The following is a 26,996-nucleotide window of genomic DNA, read 5'->3' as shown; positions in this document are numbered from 1 at the left end:
ATGACACCGATCCGCGCGGCGGCGGCCGCCCTGCTGCTGGGATGCGCCCCGGTTCAGGCCGCGCCCGATCTGGTGCTGGCGCTTGGCGGCGAGCCGGACACGGGCTTTGATCCGGTGCTGGGCTGGGGCAGCTATGGCACGCCGCTCTTCCAGTCCACCCTGCTGCGGCGCGATGCGGATCTGGCCACCGTGCCCGATCTGGCCACAGACTGGGATCTGTCGCAGGACCGGCTGACATGGACCATCTCGCTGCGCCCGGATCTGCGGTTTTCCGACGGCACGCCGCTGACCGCCCATGACGTGGCCTTCACCTATGAACAGGCCAAGCGCGCGCCCGGCGCCCATGACCTGAGCGTGATGGTGCAGGCCCGGGCGCTGGACGATCACCATCTGCAGATCACCCTGAGCCGCCCGTGGATCACCTTTGCCGAAACCTTCTACACGCTCGGCATCGTGCCTGCCGCCAGCTACGGCCCGGATTATGGCCGCGCGCCGGTGGGCAGCGGCCCCTACCGGATGGTGTCGTGGACCGAGGGCGAGCAGCTGATCGTCGAACGCAACCCGGCCTATCACGGCACGCCCGGCGCCTTTGACCGGCTGACCTTCCTGTTCACCGGCGCCGATGCCGGGCTCGCGGCGGCGCGGGCGGGGGCGGTGCATCTGGTCTCGGTGCCCGCGCAGCTGGCCGATGCGCGGCCCGAGGGGTTCCACGCCGTGACAGCGCGCACGGTGGACAATCGCGGGCTGAGCCTGCCCTTCCCGCCGCCGCGCGACGAGGCGGGGCGGCGCGTGGGCCATGCCGTCACCTCCGACCCGGCGGTGCGGCGTGCGATCAATCTGGGCCTCGACCGCGATCTGGTGGTAGATGTGGCGCTGAACGGCCATGGCACGCCCGCCTTTGGCCCCGCCGACGGTCTGCCATGGGCAGGGCCCAAGGACCGCATAACCCCCGACCCCGCGGCGGCGCGGCAGCTTCTGGAGCAGGCGGGCTGGATCCCCGCCGCAGATGGCATCCGCGCCAAGGACGGCCAGCGCGCCGCCTTCCCGGTCCATTACCCTGCCTCCGATCCCACCCGGCAGGCACTGGCCGAAACCGTGGCCGAACTGCTGCGCCCCTTGGGGATCGAGGCCACGCCCAAGGGCGGCAGCTGGGACAGCATCGAACGGGTGATGCATGCCGAACCGGTGATCTTCGGCTTCGGCAGCCATTCGCCGTTTCAGCTTTACAGCCTTTATGCCGCCGGTCTGGGCGGGGTCGGCTACATGAACCCCGGCTTCTACGCCAACCCGCAGGTAGAGCAGCTTTTTGCCGAAGCGCAGGCCGCCCCCAGCCTCGAAGCCTCCTTCCCGATCTGGGCCGAGGCGGCGGCGCAATACGGGCTGGCGGGGGACAATGCCTGGGCGTGGCTGGTCAATCTGGATCATGTCTATTTCGCCAATCCTTGCCTGGATCTGGGGCAGACGCAGATCGAACCGCATGGCCATGGCTGGCCCGTCACCGCGACGCTGGCGCAATGGCGCTGGACCTGCGACTGATCATGCGGGCGCTGCGGCTTCTCGCGCGGCAGGTGCTGCTGCTGACCGTCGTGGCGCTGGCGGTCTTTGCCATGATGAAGGCCTCGCCGGTGGATCCGGTCACCGCCTATCTGGGGCCCGCCATGGCGCGGGTCGGCCCCGAACAGACCGCGCAGATCGCCGCCGCATGGGGGCTGGACCAGTCGCCCGCCACGCAGTTCCTGCGATGGGCCGGGCAGCTGCTGACGGGCAATGCCGGGCACAGCACCGCCTATAACGCGCCGGTGACGCAGGTTCTGGCAGAGCGCGGGCTGGCCTCGCTGGCGCTGACCGGGCTCGCATGGGCGCTGTCGGGGCTGCTTGGCTTTGCGCTGGGGCTGGTCGCGGGCGCCACCGAAGGCCGCTGGCCCGACCGGGTCATCCGGCTCTGGTGCTATCTGCTGGCAGCCACGCCGACCTTCTGGCTGGGGATGCTGGCGCTCGCGCTCTTCGCGGTCACTCTGGGCTGGGCGCCGGTCTGCTGCGCGGGGCCCATCGGCCTGCCCCCCGACGAGGTGACGCCGGGCCAGCGTCTGGCGCATCTGGCGCTGCCGCTGGCGGTGCTCACGCTGTTCGGCGTGGCGCAGATCGCGCTGCACACCCGCATGAAGGTGATCGAGGTTCTGGCCTCGGACTATGTGCTGCTGGCCCGTGCGCAGGGGGCAGGCCTGCCCGACATCCTGCTGCGCCACGCCGCGCGCAATGCCGGGCTGCCCGCACTTGCAGCCCTTTTTGCCGCCACCGGAGAGATCATCGGCGGCTCGGTTCTGGCCGAACAGGTCTTTGCATGGCCGGGGCTGGGCCGCGCCACGGTGGAGGCGGGGCTGAAAGGCGATGTGCCGCTGCTGATGGCGATCGCGCTGCTGACGGCGCTGGTGGTGTCCTCCGGCAACCTTCTGGCCGATGCGCTGGCGCGGCGGATGGATCCGCGCCTGACCGGGGCGGCATGACCGGGCGGCTGCGGCTGATCGCGGCGGCAGGGCTTGCCGCTGCCCTGATCCTTGCGGTGGCGCTGGCGTCATGGGGGCTGGGCGCGCGCGGCATCGCCGCCGATTTTGGCGCGCGGCTGCTGCCGCCGTCGCCCGCGCATCCCTTCGGCACCGATCACATGGGCCGCGACCTGCTGGCGCGCAGCCTGCACGGGCTCGCGCTCAGCCTGCGGGTCGGGCTGGCGGCGGCGGGGCTGTCGGCGCTGATCGCGGTGGCGGTGACGGGTCTGGCGGGGCTGGGGCGGCGCGCCGATGCGGTGGCGGGGTTTGTCACCGATGTGATGCTGGCCCTGCCGCATCTGCTGCTGCTGCTGCTCTTGTCCTTCATGCTGGGCGGCGGCACGGCGGCGGTGATCCTTGCCATCGCGGTCAGCCACTGGCCCCGGCTGGCGCGCATCCTGCGCGGCGAGCTGCGGCAGGTCATGGCGATGCCCTATGTCGAAACCTCGCGCGCGCTGGGGCGTCCGCGCCGCTTCGTGCTGGTCCATCACGTGCTGCCGCATCTGGCGCCGCAGCTGCTGGTGGGGGTGCTGCTGATGTTCCCCCATGCCATCCTGCACGAGGCGGGGCTGACCTTTCTCGGCTTCGGGCTGGACCCGTCGCGCCCGGCCACGGGCGTCATGCTCGCCGAGGCGATGCGCCATCTGGGTGCGGGCCGCTGGTGGCTGGCGGTCTTTCCGGGGGCCATGCTGCTGGCGCTGGTGCTGGCCTTCGATCTGCTGGGCGGCAGCCTGCGGCGGCTGCTCTCTCCGGCAGAGGTGCGGCTCTGATGCTGGTGCTGCGCGATGTCACCATCACCTTTCGCCGCTATGCTGGCCTGCTGCGGCAGGTGGAGGTGCCGGGGGTGCGGGGCGTGTCGCTGCGGCTGGCCCCGGGCGAGGTGCTGGCGCTGGTGGGCGGCTCTGGCGCGGGCAAGAGCCTGATCGCCCATGCCATCCTTGGCCTGCTGCCGCGCAACGCCCGGCTGCGCGGCACGCTGGAGTTTGACGGGCAGGTGCTGGGCCAGCCCTATCCGCCGGGGCTGCGCGGGCGGCGCATCGCCTTTCTGCCGCAGCAGGCCTCGCATCTCGATCCCACGGCGCGGGTGGGGCGGCAGCTGGCATGGGCGGCCCGCCGCGTGGGCGCGCGTGCCGATCTGGGCGCGCGGCTTGCCGCGCTGGGGCTGCCGCAGGGCACGACGCGGCTTTACCCGCACCAGCTGTCGGGCGGCATGGCGCGGCGGGTGCTGGCGGCGGCGGCAGGCGCGGGGCAGCCCGATCTGCTGATCGCCGACGAGCCGACCGTGGGGCTTGATCCCGCCAGCGCCGCCCGCCTGCTGGACCGCCTCCGCGCCGAGGCCACGCGCGGGGCGGCGGTGCTGCTCATCAGCCATGACCTGCCCGCGATCCTGCCGCTGGCGCATCGCGTCGCCGTGCTGGTCGAGGGCGGGATGCGGGCCGAAGAACGGGCGGCGGATTTTGCGGGCCAAGGTGACGCGCTCTCCAGCGCCTATGCCCGCGCGCTGTGGCGGGCGCTCCCACAGAACGGCTTTGACCCCGATGCTTGAGGCGCGGGGCATCACTGCCGGGCATGGCCGCGCGGCACCGGTGCTGGCGGATCTGTCGCTGCATCTGGCGCGGGGCGAGATCCTTGGCCTTGCCGGGCCCTCCGGCTCTGGCAAGACCACGCTGGGCCGGGTGCTGGCGGGGCTGCACCCGCCGCGCGCGGGCAGGGTCACGCTGGACGGCGCCCCCCTGCCCCGGCGCGGCCCCTGCCCGGTGCAATATGTGGCGCAGCATCCGCAGATGGCGATGAACCCGCGCTGGCGCATCAATCGGGTGCTGGCCGAGGCGGGGCCGCCCGATCCGGCGCTGGCGGGGCTGCTGCAGGTGGCGCCCGACTGGCTGGACCGGTTTCCGCAGGAGCTTTCCGGCGGGCAGCTGCAGCGGGTGGCGCTGCTGCGCGCGCTTGGCGCGGCCCCCCGCGTTCTGGTCGCGGACGAGCTGACCGCCTCCATGGACGCGCTGTCGCAGGCGCGGATCTGGCAGGTGCTGCGCGATCTGGCAGAGCGGACCGGGCTTGCCGTGCTGGCCATCAGCCATGACGCGGCGCTGCTGGACCGCATCGCGTCCCGGATCCTGCGGCTCCCCTAGCCGCAGGCGGGCGCCCGGCGGACCGGACGCCCAAGGGTGCTGTCAGGCCATGCGCAGGCGGCGGCGGTTGCGCAGATGCACCGCCAGTTCCACCCCCGCCAGCGCCAGCATCGACAGGCCCACCAGCGGAAAGAACAGCCCCGCCGCCACCGCCATCAGCAGCAGCATGCGCGGGATGCGCCAGTCGGTCGGCACCTGCGGCACGCCGAGCGACCCCGAGGGGCGGCGTTTCCACCACATGACCGAGGCGGAGAGGCAGAGCGCGATCATGGCAAGGCAGGCCAGCAGCAGCACGATCTGGTTCAGCAGGCCGAATTCCTGACCCATATGCACGCTGATGCCCCATTCGGCCCAGCGTCCCAGCGTGCCCAGATCGGCCAGATCCGCATCATACAGCACGGCGCCGCTATACTGATCCAGATGGATCACCCGTTCATAGGTGATGTCATCGGGATAGACCGAGGCGGTGAACACCCCCTCCGGCGTGCCGGGGATGGTGACGCCATAGCCGGGCACCAGCCCCAGATCCTCGACCCGCGCCACGACGGTGTCGAGCGCCTGCACTGGGCCTTCGGTGGCCCCGGACAGCGGCAGCGGCTGGTTTTCCATGATCCATGGCGCGCGGTCGACCGCGTCTTTCACCGGCACGGTCGAGACGGGCGCCCCGGACCAGTAGCCATCGGGGATGCCCAGCCCCAGCGCATAGGAATAGTCGTAGAACTTGCCGCCCCAGACCCCCGACCATGGCAGGCCGGTCAGCGCCAGAAACACGATGAACCCGCCGGTATAAAGCCCGGTCACCGCGTGCAGGTCGCGCCACCACGGGCGCCCGCGCGTGGCCTTGATCCGGACGGTGCCAAGCTTGCTGTTGCGCGGCCACCACAGATAGGTGCCGGTCGCCACCAGCAGCACCATCCAGCCCGCCGCCGCCTCGATCAGGCGGTTGCCGAACCAGCCCACGTAGTCAAGCGAGTGCAGCTTGCGCACCACGAACATCGCAGGGCTGCCTGCCGCCCCGCCATCCCAGAGCGTGCCCAGCACGGTGCCGCGATAGGGGTCGACATAGATGGTGTCGCGCAGCCCGTCTTGGCCCAAGATGTCGACCTCGGCGCTGCGGTCGGGCGCAGGTGCGGGGCTATAGGCGCGCAGCGTGCCGGGATGCGCCGCAAGCGCTGCGGTGGTGATCTGCGACGGGCGCAGCGGCGCGGTTGTTGCCGGGTCGACAAAGCGCAGCGGGCGATAGGCGGCGTCGTTGATCTCGTCCTTGAACAGATAGATTGCGCCGGTCACGGCAAGGATCAGCACGAAAGGCAGGATCAGCAGTCCTGCGATGAAATGCCAGCGCCAGATGGCACGGTAAAGCGCGGCGCTGGCCGCGCGCGGGGAAGTGTCGGTCATGAGGTCAGTCCTGAAATCCCGCCGTCGAGGGCGGGCAGATGCCAAGGATCGGGGCGCGCGGAAGCCCCGCGCGCGGTCCGGTGCGGTCAGATCGGCCTGAGGGCCGTCAGATCGCGAGCGGGGGCGCCCTTGGGGAATGACAGAGGCTGCGCGCCTGTGCCGCGCGGTGCAGATCGGCGAGCCTGCGCCAGCCGTCATGCGGCACCAGCGCCGCCTCGCGCCCGGTGGCCCCGAAGACCGGCGCCTCGGGCAGGGCGTGGCACAGCGGGCAGGTCAGCGCATGGCCCGCCTCCTCGCCGCAAAGGTCACCGGCGGCGAGACCGTAGATCTGGTCGAGCATCTGCAGGGCGACCGTGTCGCGGTCCGGCGCCATGGCGCGCGCCGAGCCGACCCCGGTCCCCCCAAGGAGGACCGCAAGCAGGACGGCAAGAACAGCTGTGGCGCGCCGGATCGACATGGCCCTCACATGCCACGCGGGCGCGCGGCGGAAAAGCCGAAACACTGTCGCAGGCGGCGTTACAAATCCATGTCGAGCAGCACCGAGGACAGGCATTTGCCATGCGCGTCCAGCGCCAGCGACCGGGTGACGCCGCCGGTCAGCGCGCCGCGCAGCACGAAGTTCAGCGCCTGCAGCTGCGGCAGGACGTGGCGGGTCACGGACGCCTCGGGCTGGCCCAGATGGGCGGCAACCCGCGCCGGGGTCAGATCGGCCAGCAGGCGCGGGAAATCCTCCGCCCGGTAGGCGATGACAGAGATGTTGGACACGTCGCCCTTGTCGCCGGTGCGGCCATGGGCCAGGTCATGCAGGCGCATGCTGCACCTCCTCCAGTTCGGCGCGCACGGGCACCTGCCCTGCGGGCATCAGCGTCGAGGCGATGGCCACGATCTCGCGCAGCGTGGTGGTGACCCCTCCGCCCGCGGCGGGACCGCAGAGGTAAAGCGCCTCCACCTCCTCGGCCACGCTCTGCGCGGTCAGCCGGTCGGCGCAGCGCGCGGCATAGCGCAGCCGCACCTCGCGCGGGGCCTCGGCCTGCGCGCCGATCAGATCGCCGCGCCGTTCAAGGATCGCCGCCTCGCGCAGCCGCTCGTCCAGAATCTCCAGCCCCAGTTCTCCGCGCGCCACGCAGTTCGCCCCCGCATAGGAGATCTGCCCCTCTCCCAGCCAGCCGTCGCGATAGCCGACCGAGACTTTCAGCAGCCCCGAGGGCGCCTGCCCCCCGGCCCCCGCCACGCGCACCCGGTCCGGGCCGATCTGGTCCAGCGTCACGCCGGAAAAATCCGCGATGACATCGGGCTGCATGTAACGGGCGGGATCGTGGATTTCATAAAGCAGCTGTTCGGTGCAGGTGGCGCGGCTGACAAGGCCGCCGGTGCCCGGCAGCTTGGTGATGACCGCCGTGCCATCCTCCGCCACCTCGGCCAGCGGAAAACCCAGATGCGCCAGCCCCGGCACGTCCTTCACGCCGGGATCGGCGAAATAGCCCCCGGTGATCTGCGCCGAACATTCCAGCAGATGCCCGACCAGCGTGCCCCGCCCCAGCCGGGTCCAGTCATCCATGGCCCAGCCGAAGTGATGGACCAGCGGCGCAAGGAACAGCGCCGGATCGGAGGCGCGGCCACAGATCACGATATCCGCCCCCTGCGCCAGCGCCGCCACGATGCCGCCCACCCCGATATAGGCATTGGCCGAGATCAGCCGCGCCCCCAGATCGCGGGCGGGGCGCCCGGTCTCGTCCAGCACCTGCCCGCCGATGCGGTCCAGCACGTCATCGCCGGTGACCGCCGCCACCTTGAGGTCGAGCCCAAGCTCGGCCACGACGGCGCGGGCGCGGGCGGCGGCGGCGCGGGGATGGGCCGCCCCCATATTGGTGACGATGCGCGTGCCTGCCTTGGCGCAGGCGGGCAGCACCGCGCGCAGCCGCCGTTCCAGCCGGGGATCAAAGCCTGCGGCGGGATCGGCCAGCCGGGCCTGCTGCGCCAGCGCGATGGTGCGTTCGGCGAGGCATTCGAAGACCAGAAAATCCAGCCCGCCACGTTCGGCCAGATCAACCGCCGGGCCGATGCGGTCGCCCTGAAACCCGGCGCCTGCGCCAATGCGGATCGTGGTCATGCCAGCGCCCTTTTCTGTCTGTGCCCCAGATGGCGCGCGCCAAAGAACAGGGCCAGCGCCAGAAACGGCGTCGCCACATGCGGAAAGATCGCCAGCCCGATCACCACCAGCAGCAGCGCCACATCCACGCCGCGCCGCCCGGTCAGCGGCGCCCCCGCCAGAAGGGCGGGCACCGCCAGCACCAGCGCCAGCCCCGCAAACACCGCCTCGAGGATGCCGAGCGCGCCGCCCTGCAGCAGCATCCCCGGATAGAGCAGCAGCAGGAAGGGCACGATATAGGTGACCGCCCCCAGCCGCACCGCCTCGCCCGCGGCGGGCAGCCAGTTGGTCTTGGCAATGCCCGAGGCCACAAAGACCGCCACGCAGACCGGCGGCGTGATCACCGAGATGGTGGCGAAGTAGAACACGAAAAGATGCGCGGCCAGCGGATCGACCCCCACCGCCGTCATCGCGGGCGCCAGCACCGCCGCCACCAGCACATAGGCGGCGGTGGTGGGCAGGCCCATGCCCATGATGAGGCAGACAAGCCCCACGATCCCCGCCACCAGCACCACGGAATCCCCGGCCAGCGCCACGATCAGCGATGACAGCGTGACCCCGATCCCGGTCAGGTTGATCATCGACACCAGCACCTGCGCCCCCGCCAGCAGCACGCCGATGATGACCATGCCGCGCCCGGCATCCTCCAGCCCGTCCAGCACCCGGCCCGCCATGGCGCGGGGCCGCAGCTGCCCGGCCTGCGTCAGCACGAAGGCCAGCAGCAGCCCGATCACCCCGTAAAACGCCGAGGTGGAGATGGAGCGGCCCAGCCAGATGCCGATGCCCAAGCCCCCAAGCGCGCAGAGGATCGGCGCGACCCGGCGCGGCGCGAGGATGGTGCCCCATGCGGGCAGATCGGCCTCGGGCACCACGGCAAGCTCGCGCCGCACCGCCACAAAATGCACCGTCACGAAGACCGAGACATAGAACAGGATCGCGGGCAGGATCGCGCCCATGATGATGGTGGTATAGGGCACGCCCAGAATCTCGGCCATGACGAAGGCCGCGGCCCCCATGATCGGCGGCGCGATCTGCCCGCCCGTCGAGGCCACCGCCTCGACCGCGGCGGCGAAGGGGCGCGGATAGCCGAGCCGGATCATCATCGGGATGGTGAAATTGCCGGTGGTCGCCACATTGGCCACGGCGGATCCGGAGATCATGCCGAAAAGCCCGCTGGCGATGGTGGCGATCTTGGCGGCACCCCCCGGCTGCCGCCCGCCAAGCCGCATCGCCAGATCCATGAAGGCCTGACCGCCCCCCGTATGCAGCAGAAGCGCGCCGAACAGCACGAAGGCCGCGATAACCGTGGCGGCCACGCCGGTCAGCATCCCCCAGATGCCCAGATCCCCCAGAAAGATCGTCTCGGTCACGAAGGCGCTGTCAAAGCCGCGATGCCGCAGCGGCCCGGGCAGGTGATTGCCGAAAAGCGCATAGCCCAGCCCGAGCAGCACCAGCACCGGAAAGATCAGCCCGACCGTGCGCCGCCCCAGTTCCAGCACCGCCAGCACCAGCCCGGCGGTCAGCACCATGTCAAGCGTGGTGGCCCATGGCAGGGTGGTCATGATGGCGTCGTAATTCCAGACCACATAGCCGCAGGCCGCCAGCACCACGGCGGACAGCGCCAGATCCAGCGCCAGCCCCGCCGGGCGCCAGCGCGTGCCAGCCCCCAGCGGATAGAGCGCAAAGCCAAGGCAGCAGACCAGCGCCAGAAACAGCGCGCGCTGGATCAGCCCCTCGAAGGGGCCGGTGGCTGCCGTGTAGAAAACGAAGGCGCCCACGAGGATCGCCAGTCCTTTCTGGACGCGCTCCGCGGTCATGTCATTCGGCCTTCAGCTTGGCGGGGATCTCGATGCCCTGTTCCTCGAACCAGCGGGCGGCGCCGGGATGCAGCGGGATGCTGCCATAGTCCAGCGTCATCTGCGCAAGGCTTTCATCCTTGAGGCTTGCCATGGCATTGGCCTGCGCGGTCTGGTCGGCCATCACCGCGCTGACGATGGCATAGGCGGTGTCGGCATCCATGCTTGACGGTGCCGCGACACCCACGCCGAAGGCCCATGTGGTATAGGCGGGAACGCCTTCTGCCGCGCCTTCGGGAATGTCCACCACCGCCAGATCCGGCATTTCGGTGCGCAGCGTGTCGGCCTGTTCCGGGCTCAGCCCCAGCACCGCGATGTCGGTGGTGGTGGCCACGTCCATGGTGGAGCCGTCCAGCTTCAGCCCGGATCCGGATTTCACATAGCCCGCCACGCGGTTGTCCTTGATCGCATCCACGATGTCGGTGGTCGAGCCGCGCACGTAATCGGCGCTGAGCCCCAGCGTGTCGAACACGGCTTCGGTGGTGCTTTCCGTGGCGCTGCCCTTGATGCCGGGGTTGAAGCGCACCTCGGCCAGAGCTTCAAGGCTGTCGACCCCCGCATCCTGCCGGACCACCACGTTCTGCGGCGCGTTGCTGTAGACCCAGAGCAGGCGCAGATCCTGCGCGTTGCCTTCGAAATCCTTGGTGCCGCTATAGGCGTGCTGCGCGGTGTTGGTGGTGACCAGACCCAGATCGACCTGCCCGCGCGCCATGCGGCGGATGTTGTCCATGGTCGCGCCGGTTTCCACCACGCTGGCGCGCAGCCCTTCGGCGTTTTCGTTGATGATCTGCCCCACCGCGACGAAATAGCCGTAATGGCTGGACGAGGCCGAGGTGGATCCGATCAGCAGATCCGTGTCCTGCGCCAGCGCGGGGCCCGCAAGCAGGGTGGCGCCCAGCAGGGCGGCAAATGCGTGTTTCATGGTATCCTCCCAAAAACCCCCTCCTCGGGGTCAGGTCATGATGCCGCAGGGAGTCCATTGCGAAAACAGACAAGATCTGCACAATTGCTGCATGACACGCAACAATGCCACTCTGCAGGACTATCTCGCCGTGCTTGCCCTTGCGCGTGGCGGATCGTTCCGCGCCGCCGCCGAGGATCTGGGCCTGTCGCCCTCGGCGCTGTCCCGGCAGATCGCGGCGCTGGAGGACCGGCTGGAGGCGCGGCTTTTTGACCGCGACACCCGCAATGTCAGCCTGACCCGCAGCGGCGAGGTTTTTGCCCGCATCGCGGAGCGGATGGTGCATACCGCGCAGGACGCGCAGGCCGAATTTGACGCGCATCTGTCGGCGCGGCACGGGCATCTGACGATTGCCGGGCTGCCCTCGGTGACCACGGCGCTGCTGCCGCGCATCCTGCGCAGCTTTTCCGCCGCCCATCCCGACATCGACCTGCGCATCATCGACGCGCTGTCGGGCAGCGTCATCGAGGCGGTGGAAACGGGGCGCGCCGATCTGGGCTTTGCGGCGGGCACGGTGTCGGCGCGCAGCCGCCTGTCCTTCCTGCCGCTGATGGATGATGCCTTTGTCGCCATCGGCGCCCCCGACGGGCCCTTGGCCGAAGACCGCGCCTATGACTGGGCCGAACTGGTGCGGATGCCGTTCATCGCCATGGCGCAGGGCACGTCGGTGCGCGAACTGCTCGACGGTGCCTGCCTGCGGCTGGGGCAGCCGCTGTCGCCCCGGTTCGAGGTGGCGCATCTGGCCACGGCGGGGGCGCTGGTGGCGGAGGGGCTGGGCGTGTCCGCCCTGCCCGAACTGACGCTGCCGGTGCTGCGCACCGACCGGCTGATCCGCCGTCCGATCCGCGATTTTGGCGCCAAGCGCCGGATCGGGCTGGTGCGCCGCACCGGGCGCTCGCTCACCCCCGCCGCACAGGCTTTTCTGACCCATGTCACGCGCGAGACGACCGGCTGACCGCCCGGCCCCTAGCCCAGACGGCTTTCCAGCTTCCGGAGCAGGGCGCGGCGCCCGGCCCGGCTGCGGATCTGGTCGGTGTCGATCTTGGTGGCAAGGATGGTGGGCGCGCCCTCCTCGTCAAAGCTGAGCCGATACTGGCGCGAGGCCCCGACCAGCGACCACCGCGCCGCCATGGAAGCCGCCACGACGATGGTCACCGATTTCAGATCGCTGACCGGGATCGGCTGCGAGGCGGATCTGTGCAGCAGGGTGTCGAGCGTGCCGATGCTCATGAAGGCGCCGCTGGCCAGCGGGCCCTGATTGGTGGCCTCGCCGGGGTTGCTCAGTTCGCGGTCGTTCATCTCGGTGCGGTCGGTGACCACCGCCTCGGTGATGCCGTCCTCGGTTTCGAGCCGGACCAGAACATCGACGATGAACACCGGCTCCAGCCCCAGATTGGCCACGAACCAGCTGGCCTTGGTCCCGGCCCCCGCCCCCAGCGAAATGATGATCTCTGGCCGGCGCTGGCGCCGGAAGCTGACAAGAAAGACCTGAAGATAGACGATCCAGATCAGCGCGGTCAGGCCGCTGAGGATCACCTGCAGGGAGTTGCTATGGGTTGATAACCATTCAAACATGATCGTCGCCTTCTTCTGAACCTGCGCCGGGGCCGCGCGGCCTCCGGCCTGTCGCGCGCCAGCCTGCGCGGGTCGTCAGTCCCTGCCCGCAGGCAGGACCGGCCCCGAGGGTGGCAGCACTCAGCCCGCCGGCCAATGCTCCGGCACGTGACGGCGCAGCTCGTCCAGCCACGGCGTCGCCACGCTGTCGGAGGGCGCGCGCCAGTCGCCCCTCGGGCTCAGCGCGCCGCCCGCGCTGACCTTCGGCCCGTTCGGCAGCGCCGAGCGCTTGAACTGGCTGGTGGCAAAGAACCGCACGAGGAAGCGTTCCAGCCAGTGGCGCAACGTCTGCAGGTCATATTCGTTGCGCTTGGCCTGCGGAAATCCGTCCGGCCAGACCCCCTGCGCCGCGTCATGCCAGGCATGCCATGCCAGAAACGCGACCTTGGAGGGTGCTGCGCCGTAGCGCATGATGTGGAACAGGAAAAAATCGTTCAGCTCATAAGGGCCGATCATCGACTCCGTGCTCTGGATCTGCTCGCCCTCGCCTGCGGGCACCAGTTCGGGCGAGATTTCGGTGGCAAGGATCGCCTCCAGCACCGCGTCCGTTTCGGGATCGAACTGGTTGGTGCGGGTGGTCCAGCGGATCAGATACTGGATCAGCGTCTTCGGCACGCCCGCATTCACCGCGTAATGGCTCATCTGGTCGCCCACGCCATAGGTGCACCAGCCAAGCGCAAGCTCGCTCAGATCGCCGGTGCCCACGACAAAGCCGTTCCGCTGGTTGGCAAGCCGGAACAGATAGTCGGTGCGCAGCCCCGCCTGCACGTTTTCAAACGTGATGTCATAGACCGGCTCGCCCCCCGCGAAGGGATGGCCCATGTCGGCCAGCATCTGCCGCGCGGCGGGGCGGATGTCGATCTCGTCGGCGCTGACCCCCATGGCGCGCATCAGCTTCCACGCATTGTCCTTGGTGGCATCCGACGTGGCAAAGCCCGGCATGGTGAAGGCAAGGATGTTCTTGCGCGGCAGGCCGATCCGGTCGCAGACTTTGGCCGCGACGATCAGCGCATGGGTGGAATCGAGCCCGCCCGAAATGCCGATGACCATGGTGGTGCCGCGCGTGGATTCAAAGCGGCGGCGCAGGCCCTCCACCTGAATGTTGAACGCCTCGAAACAGTCCTGATCCAGATGGCTCGCGCGGTTCGGCACATACGGGAACCGCCGCACCGGACGGATCAGCCCGGCCTCGGCGCGGTGCGGCTGGTGGTCGAACAGGATCCGGCGGAAGCTGGGCGCCTTGTGGCGGGCGGCATCGTCGAAGCTGCCGGTGCGCATCCGTTCCGACTGCAGCCGCCCGGTATCCACATCGGCCAGCGTCAGCTGCGGCTCGGTCGGGAAGCGGTCGGATTCCGCCAGAAGATCGCCCAGTTCATAGATCATCCCCTGCCCGTCCCAGGCAAGATCGGTGGTGCTTTCGCCCGGCCCTGCCGCGGAATAGACATAGGCGGCAAAGGCGCGCATGGACTGCGACTGGCAGAGCAGATGCCGGTCCGACGCCTTGCCGATGACGATGTTGGAGGCCGAAAGATTGGTGAGGATCAGCGCCCCTGCCATGGCCGCATCGGCAGAGGGCGGCGCGGGGGTCCACAGATCCTCGCAGATCTCGGTATGGAAGATCAGACCGGGCAGGTCGGAAGCCTCAAAAATCAGATCATCGCCGAAGGGCACGCGCTGTCCCGCCACGGCGATCTCGCCCGCCAGCCCGCGGCCATGGGCAAACCAACGCTTTTCATAGAATTCGCGGTAATTCGGCAGGTAGGATTTGGGCACGACGCCAAGGATGCGCCCCCGCGACAGCACCACCGCGCAGTTGTAAAGCCGCCCGTCGCGCCGCAGCGGCGCCCCGATCAGGATGACCGACGACAGACCGGCGCTGGCTTCGGCCAGCGTGGCGACCGCCTGCTCCACCTCGGAAAGCAGCGCCTCCTGCAGATGCAGGTCGTCGATGGCATAGGAGGACAGGCAGAGTTCGGGGCAGACCAGCAGATCGGCGCGGGCCTGATCGGCGCGCCGCATCTGGTCCAGCACGCTGTCGCAGTTGAACCGGACATCCGCAGGCCGCACCTGCGGCGTGCAGGTGGCGACGCGCACGAAGCCGTGGCGGTGATAGGCGGCAAAGGAGCTTTTGGTGCGATCTGTCATGCGACAACGCTTTCCAGCATATCCAGCACGGTTTCAAGGCATCTTTGCCGGATCGGATCCCGCCCGATGGCGCCAAAGGACTCCTGCCGGTGCCGGGTGGGCCCGCCTTTCCGGGCCAGCGCGAAATGCACCAGCCCCTCTTCCCGCCCCTCGCCGGCGGGTCCGGCATAGCCGGTGACGGAAACCGCAAGATCCGCACCCGACCGCATCAACGCACCGTCCGCCATGGCCACCGCCACCTCCTTCGACACCGCGCCACAGTCTTGAAGCAGACGGCGGTCCACGCCAAGCAGTTCCTGCTTGGCCGCGTCGGTATAGGCGACAAATCCACGGTCAAAGGCGTGCGAACAGCCTTCGATATCGGTGACCAGCGCCGCGACCAGCCCGCCAGTGCAGCTTTCCGCCGTGGCAAGCGTCAGGTTGCGGTCGCAGGCCCGCGCCAGCACATGCGCCGCGCGGGTGGCAGTCAGATCAGTGGTTTCCGGGGCGTTCATCTTGGGGACTGACATCCTGTTTTCTTTCTGGAAGGGCCGCCCCAGAACCATGAACCCCTCCGACTGTTCCCGCCCCCCTCAGGCGCGATGGCAGATCACGGCAGAGCCTGCGCGCCGGTCGGGCTGCACCGCCGCGCAAGATTGCGCCCGTCCGGCACGGGATCCTCGAAGGAGTGTCGTCAATGCGGACCCCCGTCCGGGGGTCGCGCAGGATCAGTTCCTGAGGACTGCGCCTAGACCACCGGCACCTCGAAATAGCCCGCGCTCCGGAGGTCGGTCAGCAGATCGGGACCGCCGGGCTGCCAGCCAAGCCGCGCGCGGGTGCGCTCGCCGGAGGCGGTCTGGTCAAGCGTGGCGAAGGGAAAGAACCAGCCGAAATGGGCGCGCGCCTCCTCCTCGGACAGCGACATGCTTGGCACGCCAAGCCCGATCGCGATCGCCTCCGCGATCTGCCGGAACGGCACGCCCGCCTCGCCCACGGCATGGCAGATCTCGGCGCTGGGGCCCTGTTCGACAGCCAGACGATAAAGACGGGCGGCATCCTGCACGGCCACGGCGGGCCACAGATTGGCCCCCTCGCCGATATAGGCGGCACGGCCCGTCCGCCGCGCGATGTCGATCAGCATCGGCACGAAGCCATGATCACCCCGGCCATGCACGCTGGGCGGAAGGCGCAGAAGCGTCACCGGCACACCCTGCGCGCGTAGCGCATCCGCCGCCGCTTCCGTGGCCCGCGGATAGGCCGCAGAGGGCGGAAAGGCGCGGTCGGTTTCCACCGCGACCGCACCGGCAGTGTCCAGAAAGGCAAGCCCCGCCGTCACCACCAGCGGCTTGCCCGTGCCCGCCACCGCCGTGCCAAGCGCCTCGATCGCCCGGCGGTCAATCTCGCAGGCCTCCGCGAAGCGCGGGAAATCGTGCAGGAACCCCGCATGAAGGATGGCATCGGCAGCCCGCGCGCCCGCGACAAGCCGGTCGGGCATCGCAAGATCGCCCCTCAGCACCTCTGCCCCGGCGGTCTTCAGCTGCGCCGCGCTCCGGTCGGACCGCGCCAGCCCCAGAACGCTGTGCCCGTGGGCCTGCAGGTCGCTGACGACTGCCGCGCCGACAAACCCTGTGGCGCCCGTGACAAATATTCTCATGACAAACTTTCCTCTCGTGTCCGCAGACACTCTGGGGCAGTCTGACTGCTATTAAAGACGGGACATTATAGGGGTATAATGACCACCACTCTCGACACTGCGGCGGCGGGGCACCGGCTTGGCGCCTTTCTCAAGGACCGGCGGGAGCGGCTTGATCCCACGGCCTTTGGCTATACGGGCCGTCGCCGGACCCCGGGCCTGCGGCGCGAGGAGGTCGCGCAGCGCGCCTGCATCAGCACCACATGGTATACATGGCTGGAACAGGGGCGCGGCGGGGCGCCGTCGCCGCGCGTGCTCGACAGTCTGGCCAAGGCGCTGATGCTGAGCGAGGCGGAGCGCGAGCATCTGTTCCTTGTCGGCATCGGGCGTCCGCCCAAGCTGCAGCCCCGCGCGCCAGAGGGGATCTCGTGGCGCCTGCAGCGGTTTCTGGACGCGATGCCGCTGATCCCCGCCACGGTCGCCACGGCCACATGGGATGTCATCGGCTGGAACCGGGCCGCGCAGCTTGCCCTGACCGATTACGCCGCGCTGCCGCCGGAGGGGCGCAATATCCTGCGGCGCATGTTCCTTGATCCTGCCACCCGCGCCGCCCAGACCGACTGGCAGGGCGTGGCGCGTTTTCTGGTCGCGACCTTCCGCGCCGAAACCGCCCGCGTGGGCGAAGACGGAGTGGCGGCGCGGCTTGTCGCCGAGCTTTCGGCGGCAAGCGAGGATTTCGCGCGCATGTGGGCGGATCAGGACGTGCTGACCCCCGGCGAAGGCGCCAAGACAATCCGCCATGCCACCGCAGGAGAGATCAGCTTCGAATTCTCCTCCTTCGCGGTGGATGGCCGACCCGATCTCAAGCTGATGATCTACACTCCGGCCAGCGCTGGTGATGCGGAAAAGATGCGCGGCCTTGCCGGTCCGGACGGGCTGGCCTGACCCATGCCGTCTTGCGCGGTTGCGGATCCGGCCCGGCCCGCCCAAGACGGGCTCAGGCACCACGCAAGGAGGAAAGGCAGACTGCCATGCAAAAGGTCACCGTTGCGATCGCGGGGTTCGGGGGCGTCGGGCGCGCCACGGCAGAGCTGCTTCTGTCCCGGCGCGCGCGCTACCGCGAGGTTCATGGGGCGGATGTGCGGCTGGTCGCGGTCTGCGGCTCCCGCGCCGGTCTGGCAGGGCCGCAGGGGCTTGAGGCGCACCAGCTGACGTCGCTGCAGCAGGGGCTGACCGGCCCGGAATTTATCGCGCAGAGCCAAGCCGATATCCTGATCGAGGCCGGGCCTACCAACTTCCGCACCGGCGGCCCCGGGCTTGCCTATATCGAGGCGGCGCTGTCGGCGGGGCGCGACACCATCGTCATCTCCAAGGGCGCGCTGGTCTATCGGGGGCCGCATCTGCGCCAGATCGCGCGGCAGACGGGCGCGCTGCTGAAGCTCAGCGGCGCCGCCGCCGCAGCCCTGCCGACGCTTGACCTTCTGCAGACCAGCCTTTCCGGCAGCAGCGTGCTCAGGCTCGACGGCATTCTCAACGCCACCACCAATGTCCTTCTGGAGGCCATGACGGTCCGGGGTCTTGGCTTTGACGCGGCGCTGGCAGAGGCGCAGGCAAACGGCATTGCCGAGGCCGACCCGCGCAACGACATCGAGGGCTGGGACACCGCCTGCAAGCTGCTGCTGATCGCCAATTTCGGGCTGGGCGCCACGCTGACCATGGCGGAGGTGAGCGTGGACGGGCTGCACTCCCTCACGCCTGCGCAGATCGACGACTGGCGCGCCCGCGGCGTGGTGCCCAAACTTGTCGGCAGCCTGACCCGCGAGAAAGAGCGGTTCCGCGCCGAGGTGAAGATCAGGACCTACCCGCCCGATGACCCCTTCGCGCGGGTGAGCGGCAAGGCCAAGGCCATCCGCATCATCACCGACGCCATGGGCGAGACGCTGGCGATTTCCGACGCGGCGGAGCCTCTGGCCACCGCCGCCGCCGCGCTGAAGGATCTTGAACAGATCCTCGCCGCCAGATCCGCCTGACCGACAGACCCCAAGGCTGCCATGGCGCGACCCATCCGGGCTGCGCAGGGGTGCCGGTGCGGGACAGGGCGCCGGTGCGGGCCGGATGATCGCCGTTGCGGGCCGCGCAAGATTGGATCTGAGAGCAAAGGCGCCCCTGTCCACCGCGCGGCGGAGGGGCCCGCCGCCCCTGAGGCCACAACCGGCCCCGAAATCCTGCGGCAGTCTGGCCAAAGGCGCGGCGGATGCAGCTTTCTGGGCGCCGCCCGCGCTGCGGGCCGGAAATGCCGCGACGCCGTGCCGTGGCGGAGCCGGAGGGCCGCGCCCCCTTGCGGGCGAAGCGGTGGCCACGGCGCGGCACATCCTGCAGGGCACCGGCTAGGGCAAGGCCGCGCGCCCCGGTCAGTCGGGAACCCGCACCACCATCTCGATCTCGATCTTCAGGTCGGGGCGGAACAGCGCGCTGATGCCGATGCCGGTCAGGCTGGGCATGGCATCGCCAAGAAAGGCGACCAGCGGCGGAAACACCTCGGCGGCCTTTTCCGGTGTCCAGTCGACGATATAGGCGCGCAGGCTGACGATATCCCCGGATGCGGCGCCGACGCTGTCAAGACAGCTGCGCAGGTTCCGGCACACGATCTCTGTCTGCGCGGCCAGCGATGGCGGCGCCATCTCCACCCCCCGCTGCCATGCGATCTGTCCGGAAAAGAAGGCCAGCCTGCCCCCGTCCACAAGGGTGCCCTGCGCATGGTGGTTCTGGCTGGCATCAAAAAGCCCGGCGGGGTTGAGCCGGATCAGCGGTCTGGTCATATCGGTCTCCTGCTGACCGGCGCGGCGCCGGTCGTGATTGTGGTCCTGTCCAGATAAGCGATCCTGCGCGGAACGGATGTCCGGCCAGCGCTGACCAGAAGTCACGCCTGCCGCCGCTGGACGCCCGCGACCGACCGGGGCTAGGGTTCCGCCAGCCCACGGAGCCGCCCGCATGACACCCGCCCCAGACATCCGCCGGACCCCGGCATGACGCCCACCAAGGTGAACGAAATCGTCATCTTCATGGCGGTGGCGGAGGCGGGCAGCTTCGTGCGCGGGGGCCGCAGCCTTGGCCTGACTGGATCCGCCGCAAGCAAGGCCGTGGCCCGGCTTGAAGCCCGGCTGGGGGTGCGGCTGCTGCACCGCAATTCGCGCTCGGTCCGGGTGACGGAGGAGGGGCAGGCGCTGGTCGGGGGTGGCCAGCGCATCCTTGACGCCATCGAACAGGCCGAAGCCGCCGTCGCGGGCCCCGTCGGCACGCCGCGCGGCCTGCTGCGCCTGACGGTGCCGGATGCCTTCGGACGCCGGATGATCCTGCCGCTGGTGACGCGGTATCTTGAGGCATGGCCGGATGTCCGCGTGGACATGGCGTTTTCCGACCGCACCGCGGATATTGTCGCCGAAGGATTCGATCTGGCGATCCGCATCGGGGCAGAAACCGCGCCCGCCGGGCTGATGTCGCGGCGGATCGCCAGTTACCCGGTCTGGCTCTGCGCCGCGCCCGGCTATCTGGCAGCGCAGGGCACCCCGTCACAGGCCGAGGCGCTCGGCCGCCATGACTGCATCCTGTTTCGCAGCGGAACGCTGACGCAGGACTGGCATGCCCATGACCCGGATGGCCGTCTGCACAAGCTGCCGGTGCGCGGACGGCTGCGCATGGACAGCGCCCATGCGATCCGCGACGCGGCGCTGGCCGGGCAGGGCATCGCGCTTCTGCCCGCCTTTCTCATCGACGAGGACATCGCCCAGAAGCGGCTGGTGCGGGTTCTGCCGGACTTGGAGCTTGGCACGCTGCGTATCGTCGCCCTTTACCCCAGCCGCCGCCTGCTGGAGCCGCGCGTGCGCCGCTTCATCGACTTTCTGGCCGAGGAACTGGGCCGCCGCTAAACGGCTGGTTCCCGGGAAAGCTCAGGCTCTGGCCCGGCGCAGCGCGCTGTTTTGGCGCAGGCGTTCGGCGGCAAACGCCATGAAGGCCCGCACCTTCGCCGCGCTGCCCCGCCCGTCGGCCCGGACCAGATGGATCGGCAGCGCCTCCGGCGCCTCGGCGTCAAGGACCGTTTCCAGCGCGCCGCTTTCAAGATCGGGCCCCACCTGATAGGACAGCACCCGGCTCAGCCCCCAGCCCTGCCGCGCGATCTCTATCGCGGCGGCGATGCTGCTGACATTCAGCTGCGGCCGGATCGCGACGGCGGGACCGCTGCCGAACCGCCATTCCCGCGCCGGACCACCCGTCCCGATCGACACCAGCCGGTGCCGGGAAAGTTCGGCGGGGCTTGCCGGTCGCCCGTGCTGGCGGAAATAGGCCGGGGCGCCGCAGACGATGCGCCGCACCTCGCCAACCCGGACCGCAACAAGGCCCGAGGAGGGCAGCGGGCCGATCCGCACGGCAAGGTCGAACCCCTCCTCCACCAGATTGACGACGCGATCGACCATCAGCACATCGGCACTGACTGCCGGGAAGCGGTCAAGAAACTCGGTCAGCAGCGGTGCGACATAGATCCGCCCGAATTCCTGCGGGCAGGTGATCCTGAGCTGCCCCACCGGTCTCTGGGCCGTGCCTGCGGCCTGATCGTCCGCCGCCTGAAGCTGGGCCAGCACGTCGCGCACCTGTTCAAGATAGACGCGCCCGGTTTCGGTCAGCCGGACCCGCCGCGTCGTGCGGGTCAGCAGCGCGGTGCCAAGCGCGGTTTCGAGCGCATGCACCGCGCGCGTGGCGGTTGGCGCGCTGACCCCCATCGCCCGGGCACCCCCGGCGAAGCTTTCCGCCTCCGCCACGGCGGCAAACAGGCTCAGGGCATGCAGACGGTCCATCGCGGCTTATCATTTCAGATTTGGTAATTCAGGCATTCACGATCGACCCATTATTGCAGGATGTAAAGGCTGCTACGTGTCGAGGGCACCCGGATGATGACCCCGCAGAGGAGAGTTCCCATGGCCGACGCGCTGCCCGCCGTCCCCGTCACATTGTTCCGCACCCCAAAATCGGGGCACTGCCACCGGGTCGAGCTGATGCTCGCGCTGCTTGGCCTGCCCTATGAGACCGTCGATCTTGACATGACGCAGGGGGCCCACAAGGCGCCCGGGTTCCTGATGATCAGCCCGCTGGGGCAGGTTCCCGCCATCGACGACAACGGCACGCGGCTGAGCGATTCCAATGCCATCCTCGTCTATCTTGCCGCGCGCTATGGCGAGGAACCGCTCTGGACCGGCATCAGCCCGGCGGAAAAGGCCGAGGTGCAGCGCTGGCTCTCCATCGCGGCGGGCGAGATCGCGGCAGGGCCCTGCGCGGCGCGGCTGGTCACGCTGTTCGGGGCGCCGCTGGACCATGAGGCGGCAAAGGCCAAGGCGCATGATCTGTTCAGGGTCATGGAAACGCATCTGCAGGGCCGGGACTGGCTGGCCGCGGACCGCCCGACGCTCGCCGACATCGCAGGTTACAGCTATATCGCCCATGCCCCCGAGGGCGGCGTGAGCCTTGCGCCCTATCCGACGCTCCGCGCGTGGCTCGCGCGGATCGAGGCCCTGCCAGAATTTGTCGGCATGGCGCGGTCGCCGCAGCTGGCCTGACGCCCTGCCCCCCCCTGCCCCCAGCGATCCGCCCGGCACCGCCGCGCGGAAGGAGAACGGTCATGCCCACAGATACCAGCCCCTTTCATCCCGGCGAACTGACCGCGCAGCGGCGCGCGGGCGCGCTGAATGTCGCGGCCTCCGCCGGGCCCTTCATCCGCGATCACATGCCCGGCCAGCACCGTGACTTCTTCGCGGCGCTGCCGTTTCTTGTGCTTGCGGCGGGCGATGCGGAGGGGCGCCCTTGGGTGTCGCTTCTCGAGGGGCCAGAGGGGTTCATCGCCACGCCGGACGCGCATCGCCTGATCCTGCACGCCCGCCTTGCGGCGCAGGATCCGCTTGCCGGGGCGCTGCGGGCGGGGGCAGAGATCGGCCTGCTGGGCATCGATCTGGCGAGCCGGCGGCGCAACCGGGTCAACGGGGTCGTCCGCAGCACCCGCGACGGCTACGGGATCCATGTCCGCCAGAGCTTTGGCAACTGCCCGCAATACATCCACCCCCGCGACTGGCACCGTGCCGAGGCGGCCCCGGAGGGCGCGGCGCGGGTCACGGAGCGGCTTGATGCGGCGCAGATCCGCCGGATCGAGGCGGCGGACACGGTCTTCATCGGCTCCGGCCAGTCCTCCGGAGCGGGCCTCGCGACCGATGGCTATGACGCGTCACATCGCGGCGGCGCGCCGGGCTTTGTCCGCGTGGCGGCGGACGGAACGCTGCGCATTCCGGATTACGCGGGCAACCGGTTTTTCAACACGATCGGCAATCTTGTCCGGGATCCGCGTGTGGGCCTGTGTTTTGTCGATTTCGGCACAGGCGGGCTGCTGCAGCTGACCGGGCGCGCCCGCATCGACTGGACCGGGGAGACGAGCCACGATCCGGAGGCGCGGCGGATGGTCGTGGTGACGGTCGACAGGGTGATCGACCGCCCCTCCGCGCTTGCGCTGCGCTGGAGCCGCGAGAGCATCGCGCGGCTGCGGCTGAGGGTGATCGACAAGGTGCCGGAGGGTGACGAGATCACCTCTTTCCTGCTGGCCGACGCTGCGGGCGGCAGGCTTGGACGGTTCCGCGCCGGTCAGCACCTGCCGGTGGCGCTCGACGTGCCGGGACAGCCGGGCAAGGTCCGGCGCAGCTATTCGCTGGCCGGAGCGCCCGATGGTGGACCCTACCGCATCGCGGTCAAGCGCACCGCACGAGGTCTGGCCTCGCGTCACCTGCAGGACGCGGTCGGGATCGGCGACGTGATCGAGGCCTCCCCGCCCGCAGGCAGTTTTGTGCTGCCGCAGGGGCGCGACCTGCTGGTGCTGGCCAGCGCCGGTGTCGGGATCACGCCGATGCTGGCCATGCTGCACGAGCTTGCGGCGGAGCAGCCCGACCGCCCTGTCTGGCTGCTGCACGGCACCCGCACCCGCCGCAGCCATGCCTTCGCGACCGAACTGGCCCTGCTGGCAGCCCGCGCGCCCATGCTGCGCATGAGGTTTTTCTACAGCGCGCCGGATGCGGAGGACCGGGTCGGGCAGAATTGCGAATCCGAAGGGCGGATCACCGCCCGCGACCTGCTTGCCCTGAACCTTGGCCCACGGGCGCGCTATCTGCTCTGCGGGCCGCCCGGCTTTCTGGCCGATCTCCGCTCCGGTCTGGACGCGGGCGGGGTGGCGGCGGAGCATGTAATCACCGAAACCTTCGGGCCCTCGGGCTAGCGCCTGCCCGGATCACACGGGCATGGAGCGGCCAGCGCCGGGCGGGGGCCTGACGGAGCGCAGGACCTGCGGCAGCCGGGGGCCAGCCCCCGGACCCCCGGGATATTTTTGCCAAGAAGAAGCAGCGGGCGGGGGGGCGATTGCGGGATCACAGCAGAGGAGTGCATGCTGGACATCGTGATGCGGCCCGAAGGGGGCGGGCGGCGCGGCGGGAGCGCTTGACCTGCTCGGTCGGCAGCGCCTGCAGCCAGACAGGGGGGCATCGTGCCGTGGCCGCTGGCCGGGCGCGGCATCGCGATGGGGGCGCCGCCGCGCCTGTCCAGCGGCTCGACCGGGAGAGGCTCCTCTCCCGCGTCATGCGGACCGGCGGCTGCGGGCAGGATCTGTCGACCGAGCGCCGCGAGAAGGGCAGGGATTACCACGTCCTACGGTCGGACTGGATGGCCTTCGCCAAGGCCGAAGCTGCAAAAGGGAACCCGCCCAAAAATGCCGGTGCGGCCTTCGTGGCATACTGCAAGAAACAGGAAAATCTGCGCCGATAGGAAAGCCCTTGCAACGGCGCAACGCGTCGCACAGCATAGCAATGCAACGATGCGCAACGGACCCGCAACACCATGAAATACACCCTCTCAGAAGCAGCGTCGGCCACCGGAAAGAACAAGGCAACCATTCAGCGCGCCATAAAAAGCGGGAAGATTTCTGCGCCTAAGGGTGAATCTGGATCATAAGAAATAGATCCGTCTGAGCTTCACAGAGTTTTCCAACCCGTCGCGCAACGCGTCGCGCAGATAAACAATGCAACGATGCGCGACGGCGCGCAACAGGCCGGATTGCCCCCAGATTTCAACGCATTGCAGCGGATAGCTGATCTGGAAAAAGAACTTGCCGTGATGGAGGAACGAAAGAACGGTCTAGAGGAGCAGAAACGCCATCTGACGGACACCGTGGAGGATCTTCGCAAGCGCCTCGACAGCTCCGAAGGCCGCGTGCTGACGCTGCTGAACGACCCAAGGCCGAAAGGCTTCTGGAAACGCCTCTTCGGCTAATGCCACGGTTCCGGAAAGGTCAATCGCCGCATGACACTTGAAAGTAGTAACCCAATGGGGTATATGCAGCCATGCAGTCGGTAGCAGAGACCCCGATCTTCACCCGCCAGACGGAAAAGCTCTTCACCGAGGACGAGAAGCGCGAGCTGATCGACTTTCTGGCGGAGAATCCGCTGGCTGGCGATGAAATCCCGGGAACGGGTGGGGTTCGCAAGGTTCGCTTTGCGGCATCCGGACGCGGCAAGAGGGGAGGGGCACGGATCATCTACTACTACCTAGATGACACCATGCCGCTCTACGCCCTTCTGGCCTATGCGAAGAACGATCAGGGCGACATGACGCCCGACGAAAAACGCGCCGTTTCCACATTGGCGGCGGCACTGAACCCGGAAGGAGAAGAGATGAGCACCTTCGGCGACGATCTTATCCAGGCAATGACCGAGGCCCTTGCCCATGCGAAGGGCGAAGGCCCGGCCATTGTCCATGACCCCATTGCCCCGCGGAAAGTGCGGGAACAGGCCCACCTGACGCAAGCCCAGATGGCCCCGCTGATGGGCATGAGCCTTTCAGGCTACCGGAAATGGGAACAGGGCCAGCGCCGGGTCAGTGGGCCAGCGGCAACCCTGCTGCGGCTGATCCAAAGAGAGCCGGACGCGGTGAAACGCGCACTGCTGTCCTGAGCAATCCGCCATGTTCCACAGCGCCCGCCTGATCGCCCTTGCCATTGTTTGCGCCTGCGGCTCTGCCGCCTCAGCAGATGTGCGTTCCGATGTGAAGGCGATCTTCGCGCAGGATATGGAGGCAATCGACTTGGCGCAGGCCAAGCTGGAGCTGGACCGCCTGGTCATGCCATCTGTCGATGTGGACGTCGAGCTGGCACAGATCGACGCCATGACGGCGGAACTTGCGGCGATGATCCCGGCAGGGGCCGATGCATGGGCGAAGGTCGAAGTGCTACGGCGCTACCTCTACGAGGCTGGGCCATGGAACGACAACCGGCCCTTCGCCTATGACATGGCCGATCCCTACGGCCAGATCCCCGGCAACAAGCTGCTGGCCGACTATCTGGATGACCGGCAGGGCAACTGCGTGACCATGCTGATCCTGATGATCATCCTCGGCCAGCGGATCGGGTTGGACATCACCGCCGCCAGTGCCCCGATCCACGTCTTGGTCAAGTTCCGCGATGACGAGGGCAAGCTCTGGAATCTTGAGGCCACCAGCGGAGGCTTTCCCGCCCGCGATCAGCATTACCGCGACCTCTTGCCGATCTCGGATCGCGCAATGGAAACCGGTATTTACCTGCAACCGCTGACGAAGGCCGAGACTGTCGCCGTGATGGCGGAAGTGGTCATGGAGGATCAGATCGGCAAGGGCCGCTACATGGATGGCATGGCCATCGCCGATATAGCCCTCGATCACTACCCGCTGTTTGTGCAGGCCATGGTGCGCCGGGGCAGTGCCACCTTCCTGATCCTGAAGCAGGATTTTGAAGCCAAGTATCCCAGCCTGGACGCAGTTCCCGAGTCCGAGCGCCCCCGGCTGGACTACCTCCTGCGGGTCAACCAGACCATGTTCGACAAGGCCGAGAATCTGGGTTGGGAGCCCTTCAATCCCTGATGTAGCATCTCGCCCATAGCTTGTATTTGCGGGGCCGGTTCCGATGTTCAAATTTCTGCACAAAACCTTTCTGACCGCCCTCTTCGCAGCCCTTGCCTCGCAGGCCAGCGCCATGTTCATACAGCCCGATTGGTTTGACCCTACTGCTCCCGGGATTGGCACCAACAGGTACTCTTATTGCTTCAATGATCCAATAAACTGTATCGATCCAAACGGAAACCAAGCTCAACCAGCAGACCCTGATGATGACCTCGACGATCCAGATCGGACTAGGTCATGTTGACAAAAGGCGCAGCCAAAGTCGGATGGAGGTGATGTCGATGAAGCCCAAGAAGCTCTCAGCGGTTTTGTCGTAGCGTGTGGCGACACGGCGTGCGTTTTTCAACTTGTTGAAGCACCGCTCGACAAGGTTGCGCAAGGAATAGAGAGAATGATCCACACCCACGCGCATCCTGCGTGATTTGCGCATGGGAATTTGGGTGAGCACCTCCCGCGCCTCCATCTTTTTCCGAATGCGGTCAGCATCATAGCCTCTGTCAGCCAGCAGGACGCTCGGCTCTGGCAGGTTGTTGACCATGACCAGGTCGAACCCCAGGTAATCGGATGTCTGCCCCGGAGTG

27 protein-coding genes are annotated in these 26,996 nt (G+C 68.7%); 14 read left to right on the top strand and 13 right to left on the bottom strand.

Going from position 1 to position 26,996, the window contains the following annotated elements; translation table 11 throughout:
• Genes BLR51_RS16845 through BLR51_RS16825 form a run of 5 tightly spaced genes read left to right on the top strand, consistent with a single transcriptional unit; the run spans window position 1 to window position 4,675 of the window.
• Window positions 1-1,536 carry an ABC transporter substrate-binding protein gene (locus BLR51_RS16845; protein WP_089849147.1) on the top strand — a complete coding sequence of 512 codons (1,536 nt, stop codon included), beginning with the start codon at window positions 1-3 and terminating at the stop codon, window positions 1,534-1,536.
• Window positions 1,515-2,504: an ABC transporter permease gene (locus BLR51_RS16840; protein ID WP_242656762.1), complete on the top strand. Its 990-nt coding sequence runs from the start codon at window positions 1,515-1,517 to the stop codon at window positions 2,502-2,504. The genes BLR51_RS16845 and BLR51_RS16840 overlap by 22 nt, the downstream gene beginning before the upstream one ends.
• Complete coding sequence (locus BLR51_RS16835) at window positions 2,501-3,313, top strand: ABC transporter permease (protein ID WP_089849145.1); 813 nt, start codon at window positions 2,501-2,503, stop codon at window positions 3,311-3,313. Before BLR51_RS16840 ends, BLR51_RS16835 begins: the two co-directional genes overlap by 4 nt.
• Window positions 3,313-4,089, top strand: coding sequence for an ATP-binding cassette domain-containing protein (locus BLR51_RS16830; RefSeq protein WP_089849143.1), 777 nt, complete (start codon window positions 3,313-3,315; stop codon window positions 4,087-4,089). The genes BLR51_RS16835 and BLR51_RS16830 overlap by 1 nt, the downstream gene beginning before the upstream one ends.
• Complete coding sequence (locus tag BLR51_RS16825) at window positions 4,082-4,675, top strand: ABC transporter ATP-binding protein (protein WP_089849142.1); 594 nt, start codon at window positions 4,082-4,084, stop codon at window positions 4,673-4,675. The genes BLR51_RS16830 and BLR51_RS16825 overlap by 8 nt, the downstream gene beginning before the upstream one ends.
• Window positions 4,676-4,717: 42 nt before the next feature.
• On the opposite strand, the gene BLR51_RS16820 is transcribed toward BLR51_RS16825, so the two are convergent.
• From BLR51_RS16820 to BLR51_RS16795, 6 genes are all read right to left on the bottom strand, one after another.
• Window positions 4,718-6,073: a PepSY-associated TM helix domain-containing protein gene (locus BLR51_RS16820; RefSeq protein ID WP_089849140.1), complete on the bottom strand. Its 1,356-nt coding sequence runs from the start codon at window positions 6,071-6,073 to the stop codon at window positions 4,718-4,720.
• Window positions 6,074-6,179: 106 nt separating this feature from the next.
• Window positions 6,180-6,530 (bottom strand): hypothetical protein, encoded by a 351-nt coding sequence (locus BLR51_RS16815; RefSeq protein ID WP_089849138.1) that lies wholly within the window; start codon window positions 6,528-6,530, stop codon window positions 6,180-6,182.
• A 59-nt stretch (window positions 6,531-6,589) separates the two neighbouring features.
• A complete protein-coding gene (locus BLR51_RS16810; RefSeq protein ID WP_089849136.1) occupies window positions 6,590-6,886 on the bottom strand; it encodes an AtuA-related protein in 297 nt (98 codons plus the stop codon).
• The gene (locus BLR51_RS16805) at window positions 6,873-8,183 is read right to left on the bottom strand and encodes an acyclic terpene utilization AtuA family protein (protein ID WP_089849134.1); all 1,311 of its coding nucleotides are present in this window, start codon (window positions 8,181-8,183) and stop codon (window positions 6,873-6,875) included. Before BLR51_RS16805 ends, BLR51_RS16810 begins: the two co-directional genes overlap by 14 nt.
• Window positions 8,180-10,039 (bottom strand): TRAP transporter permease, encoded by a 1,860-nt coding sequence (locus BLR51_RS16800; RefSeq protein ID WP_089849132.1) that lies wholly within the window; start codon window positions 10,037-10,039, stop codon window positions 8,180-8,182. Before BLR51_RS16800 ends, BLR51_RS16805 begins: the two co-directional genes overlap by 4 nt.
• Before the next feature lies 1 nt (window position 10,040).
• Window positions 10,041-11,000 carry a TAXI family TRAP transporter solute-binding subunit gene (locus tag BLR51_RS16795; RefSeq protein WP_089849130.1) on the bottom strand — a complete coding sequence of 320 codons (960 nt, stop codon included), beginning with the start codon at window positions 10,998-11,000 and terminating at the stop codon, window positions 10,041-10,043.
• A gap of 91 nt (window positions 11,001-11,091) precedes the next feature.
• Here BLR51_RS16795 and BLR51_RS16790 point away from each other — a divergent pair, with 91 nt between their 5' ends.
• On the top strand, window positions 11,092-11,994 hold the full coding sequence (locus BLR51_RS16790; RefSeq protein ID WP_165616855.1) for a LysR family transcriptional regulator: 903 nt from the start codon (window positions 11,092-11,094) through the stop codon (window positions 11,992-11,994).
• Between the two features lie 11 nt (window positions 11,995-12,005).
• Here BLR51_RS16790 and BLR51_RS16785 read toward each other — a convergent pair whose 3' ends face one another.
• The 4 genes from BLR51_RS16785 to BLR51_RS16770 all read right to left on the bottom strand — a co-directional run bounded on the left by BLR51_RS16785 (window position 12,006) and on the right by BLR51_RS16770 (window position 16,431).
• A complete protein-coding gene (locus BLR51_RS16785) occupies window positions 12,006-12,614 on the bottom strand; it encodes a hypothetical protein (RefSeq protein ID WP_089849127.1) in 609 nt (202 codons plus the stop codon).
• Window positions 12,615-12,734: 120 nt separating this feature from the next.
• Complete coding sequence (locus BLR51_RS16780) at window positions 12,735-14,798, bottom strand: NAD(+) synthase (RefSeq protein ID WP_089849125.1); 2,064 nt, start codon at window positions 14,796-14,798, stop codon at window positions 12,735-12,737.
• Window positions 14,795-15,307: a CinA family protein gene (locus BLR51_RS16775; RefSeq protein ID WP_089849123.1), complete on the bottom strand. Its 513-nt coding sequence runs from the start codon at window positions 15,305-15,307 to the stop codon at window positions 14,795-14,797. Before BLR51_RS16775 ends, BLR51_RS16780 begins: the two co-directional genes overlap by 4 nt.
• A 218-nt stretch (window positions 15,308-15,525) precedes the next feature.
• Complete coding sequence (locus BLR51_RS16770) at window positions 15,526-16,431, bottom strand: SDR family oxidoreductase (RefSeq protein WP_089849120.1); 906 nt, start codon at window positions 16,429-16,431, stop codon at window positions 15,526-15,528.
• A gap of 78 nt (window positions 16,432-16,509) precedes the next feature.
• Between BLR51_RS16770 and BLR51_RS16765 the strand changes: the two genes are divergently transcribed.
• Together BLR51_RS16765 and BLR51_RS16760 are read left to right on the top strand one after the other, a co-directional pair.
• Window positions 16,510-17,355: a helix-turn-helix transcriptional regulator gene (locus BLR51_RS16765; RefSeq protein ID WP_089849118.1), complete on the top strand. Its 846-nt coding sequence runs from the start codon at window positions 16,510-16,512 to the stop codon at window positions 17,353-17,355.
• An 86-nt stretch (window positions 17,356-17,441) separates the two neighbouring features.
• Window positions 17,442-18,440: a homoserine dehydrogenase gene (locus tag BLR51_RS16760; protein WP_089849116.1), complete on the top strand. Its 999-nt coding sequence runs from the start codon at window positions 17,442-17,444 to the stop codon at window positions 18,438-18,440.
• A 381-nt stretch (window positions 18,441-18,821) separates the two neighbouring features.
• On the opposite strand, the gene BLR51_RS16755 is transcribed toward BLR51_RS16760, so the two are convergent.
• Entirely contained in the window at window positions 18,822-19,229 is a 408-nt protein-coding gene (locus tag BLR51_RS16755) for a RidA family protein (protein WP_089849114.1), read from the bottom strand.
• 207 nt (window positions 19,230-19,436) lie between these two features.
• Between BLR51_RS16755 and BLR51_RS16750 the strand changes: the two genes are divergently transcribed.
• The gene (locus BLR51_RS16750; protein WP_089849112.1) at window positions 19,437-20,336 is read left to right on the top strand and encodes a LysR family transcriptional regulator; all 900 of its coding nucleotides are present in this window, start codon (window positions 19,437-19,439) and stop codon (window positions 20,334-20,336) included.
• Window positions 20,337-20,357: 21 nt separating this feature from the next.
• Here BLR51_RS16750 and BLR51_RS16745 read toward each other — a convergent pair whose 3' ends face one another.
• Window positions 20,358-21,260, bottom strand: coding sequence for a LysR family transcriptional regulator (locus tag BLR51_RS16745; protein WP_089849110.1), 903 nt, complete (start codon window positions 21,258-21,260; stop codon window positions 20,358-20,360).
• Between the two features lie 120 nt (window positions 21,261-21,380).
• On the opposite strand from BLR51_RS16745, the gene BLR51_RS16740 reads away from it, so the two are divergent.
• The 5 genes from BLR51_RS16740 (at window position 21,381) to BLR51_RS16720 (ending at window position 26,376) form a co-directional block, all read left to right on the top strand.
• Window positions 21,381-22,016 (top strand): glutathione S-transferase family protein, encoded by a 636-nt coding sequence (locus BLR51_RS16740; protein ID WP_089849108.1) that lies wholly within the window; start codon window positions 21,381-21,383, stop codon window positions 22,014-22,016.
• Between the two features lie 62 nt (window positions 22,017-22,078).
• On the top strand, window positions 22,079-23,710 hold the full coding sequence (locus BLR51_RS16735; RefSeq protein ID WP_089849107.1) for a pyridoxamine 5'-phosphate oxidase family protein: 1,632 nt from the start codon (window positions 22,079-22,081) through the stop codon (window positions 23,708-23,710).
• An 803-nt stretch (window positions 23,711-24,513) separates the two neighbouring features.
• Window positions 24,514-24,756: a hypothetical protein gene (locus BLR51_RS27455; RefSeq protein WP_131821832.1), complete on the top strand. Its 243-nt coding sequence runs from the start codon at window positions 24,514-24,516 to the stop codon at window positions 24,754-24,756.
• A 71-nt stretch (window positions 24,757-24,827) separates the two neighbouring features.
• Window positions 24,828-25,436: a type II toxin-antitoxin system RelE/ParE family toxin gene (locus tag BLR51_RS28225; protein ID WP_089849103.1), complete on the top strand. Its 609-nt coding sequence runs from the start codon at window positions 24,828-24,830 to the stop codon at window positions 25,434-25,436.
• Between the two features lie 10 nt (window positions 25,437-25,446).
• Window positions 25,447-26,376, top strand: a complete 930-nt coding sequence (locus BLR51_RS16720; RefSeq protein ID WP_089849102.1) for a transglutaminase family protein — start codon at window positions 25,447-25,449, stop codon at window positions 26,374-26,376.
• 274 nt (window positions 26,377-26,650) lie between these two features.
• Here BLR51_RS16720 and BLR51_RS16715 read toward each other — a convergent pair.
• Window positions 26,651-26,996, bottom strand: a 346-nt coding sequence (locus tag BLR51_RS16715; RefSeq protein WP_165616854.1) for a transposase, incomplete at its 5' end; no start/stop codon positions are given.

The organism is Salipiger marinus (genome assembly GCF_900100085.1).
Taxonomy (GTDB): Bacteria; Pseudomonadota; Alphaproteobacteria; order Rhodobacterales; family Rhodobacteraceae; genus Salipiger; species Salipiger marinus.
This window is presented reverse-complemented; position numbering and strand designations above follow the sequence as displayed.

Bases quoted from the DNA above. Each gene is read 5' to 3' on its own strand.
- BLR51_RS16735 (WP_089849107.1), top strand. From the start codon at position 22,079: ATGCCCACAGATACCAGCCCCTTTCATCCCGGCGAACTGACCGCGCAG.
- BLR51_RS16785 (WP_089849127.1), bottom strand. From the start codon at position 12,614: ATGTTTGAATGGTTATCAACCCATAGCAACTCCCTGCAGGTGATCCTC.
- BLR51_RS16765 (WP_089849118.1), top strand. From the start codon at position 16,510: ATGACCACCACTCTCGACACTGCGGCGGCGGGGCACCGGCTTGGCGCC.
- BLR51_RS16750 (WP_089849112.1), top strand. From the start codon at position 19,437: ATGACGCCCACCAAGGTGAACGAAATCGTCATCTTCATGGCGGTGGCG.
- BLR51_RS16790 (WP_165616855.1), top strand. From the start codon at position 11,092: ATGACACGCAACAATGCCACTCTGCAGGACTATCTCGCCGTGCTTGCC.
- BLR51_RS16815 (WP_089849138.1), bottom strand. From the start codon at position 6,530: ATGTCGATCCGGCGCGCCACAGCTGTTCTTGCCGTCCTGCTTGCGGTC.
- BLR51_RS16810 (WP_089849136.1), bottom strand. From the start codon at position 6,886: ATGCGCCTGCATGACCTGGCCCATGGCCGCACCGGCGACAAGGGCGAC.
- BLR51_RS16845 (WP_089849147.1), top strand. From the start codon at position 1: ATGACACCGATCCGCGCGGCGGCGGCCGCCCTGCTGCTGGGATGCGCC.
- BLR51_RS16820 (WP_089849140.1), bottom strand. From the start codon at position 6,073: ATGACCGACACTTCCCCGCGCGCGGCCAGCGCCGCGCTTTACCGTGCC.
- BLR51_RS16780 (WP_089849125.1), bottom strand. From the start codon at position 14,798: ATGACAGATCGCACCAAAAGCTCCTTTGCCGCCTATCACCGCCACGGC.
- BLR51_RS16795 (WP_089849130.1), bottom strand. From the start codon at position 11,000: ATGAAACACGCATTTGCCGCCCTGCTGGGCGCCACCCTGCTTGCGGGC.
- BLR51_RS16800 (WP_089849132.1), bottom strand. From the start codon at position 10,039: ATGACCGCGGAGCGCGTCCAGAAAGGACTGGCGATCCTCGTGGGCGCC.
- BLR51_RS27455 (WP_131821832.1), top strand. From the start codon at position 24,514: ATGCGCGACGGCGCGCAACAGGCCGGATTGCCCCCAGATTTCAACGCA.
- BLR51_RS16720 (WP_089849102.1), top strand. From the start codon at position 25,447: ATGTTCCACAGCGCCCGCCTGATCGCCCTTGCCATTGTTTGCGCCTGC.
- BLR51_RS16835 (WP_089849145.1), top strand. From the start codon at position 2,501: ATGACCGGGCGGCTGCGGCTGATCGCGGCGGCAGGGCTTGCCGCTGCC.
- BLR51_RS16740 (WP_089849108.1), top strand. From the start codon at position 21,381: ATGGCCGACGCGCTGCCCGCCGTCCCCGTCACATTGTTCCGCACCCCA.
- BLR51_RS16775 (WP_089849123.1), bottom strand. From the start codon at position 15,307: ATGTCAGTCCCCAAGATGAACGCCCCGGAAACCACTGATCTGACTGCC.
- BLR51_RS16830 (WP_089849143.1), top strand. From the start codon at position 3,313: ATGCTGGTGCTGCGCGATGTCACCATCACCTTTCGCCGCTATGCTGGC.
- BLR51_RS16770 (WP_089849120.1), bottom strand. From the start codon at position 16,431: ATGAGAATATTTGTCACGGGCGCCACAGGGTTTGTCGGCGCGGCAGTC.
- BLR51_RS16840 (WP_242656762.1), top strand. From the start codon at position 1,515: ATGGCGCTGGACCTGCGACTGATCATGCGGGCGCTGCGGCTTCTCGCG.
- BLR51_RS16760 (WP_089849116.1), top strand. From the start codon at position 17,442: ATGCAAAAGGTCACCGTTGCGATCGCGGGGTTCGGGGGCGTCGGGCGC.
- BLR51_RS16825 (WP_089849142.1), top strand. From the start codon at position 4,082: ATGCTTGAGGCGCGGGGCATCACTGCCGGGCATGGCCGCGCGGCACCG.
- BLR51_RS16755 (WP_089849114.1), bottom strand. From the start codon at position 19,229: ATGACCAGACCGCTGATCCGGCTCAACCCCGCCGGGCTTTTTGATGCC.
- BLR51_RS16745 (WP_089849110.1), bottom strand. From the start codon at position 21,260: ATGGACCGTCTGCATGCCCTGAGCCTGTTTGCCGCCGTGGCGGAGGCG.
- BLR51_RS16805 (WP_089849134.1), bottom strand. From the start codon at position 8,183: ATGACCACGATCCGCATTGGCGCAGGCGCCGGGTTTCAGGGCGACCGC.
- BLR51_RS28225 (WP_089849103.1), top strand. From the start codon at position 24,828: ATGCAGTCGGTAGCAGAGACCCCGATCTTCACCCGCCAGACGGAAAAG.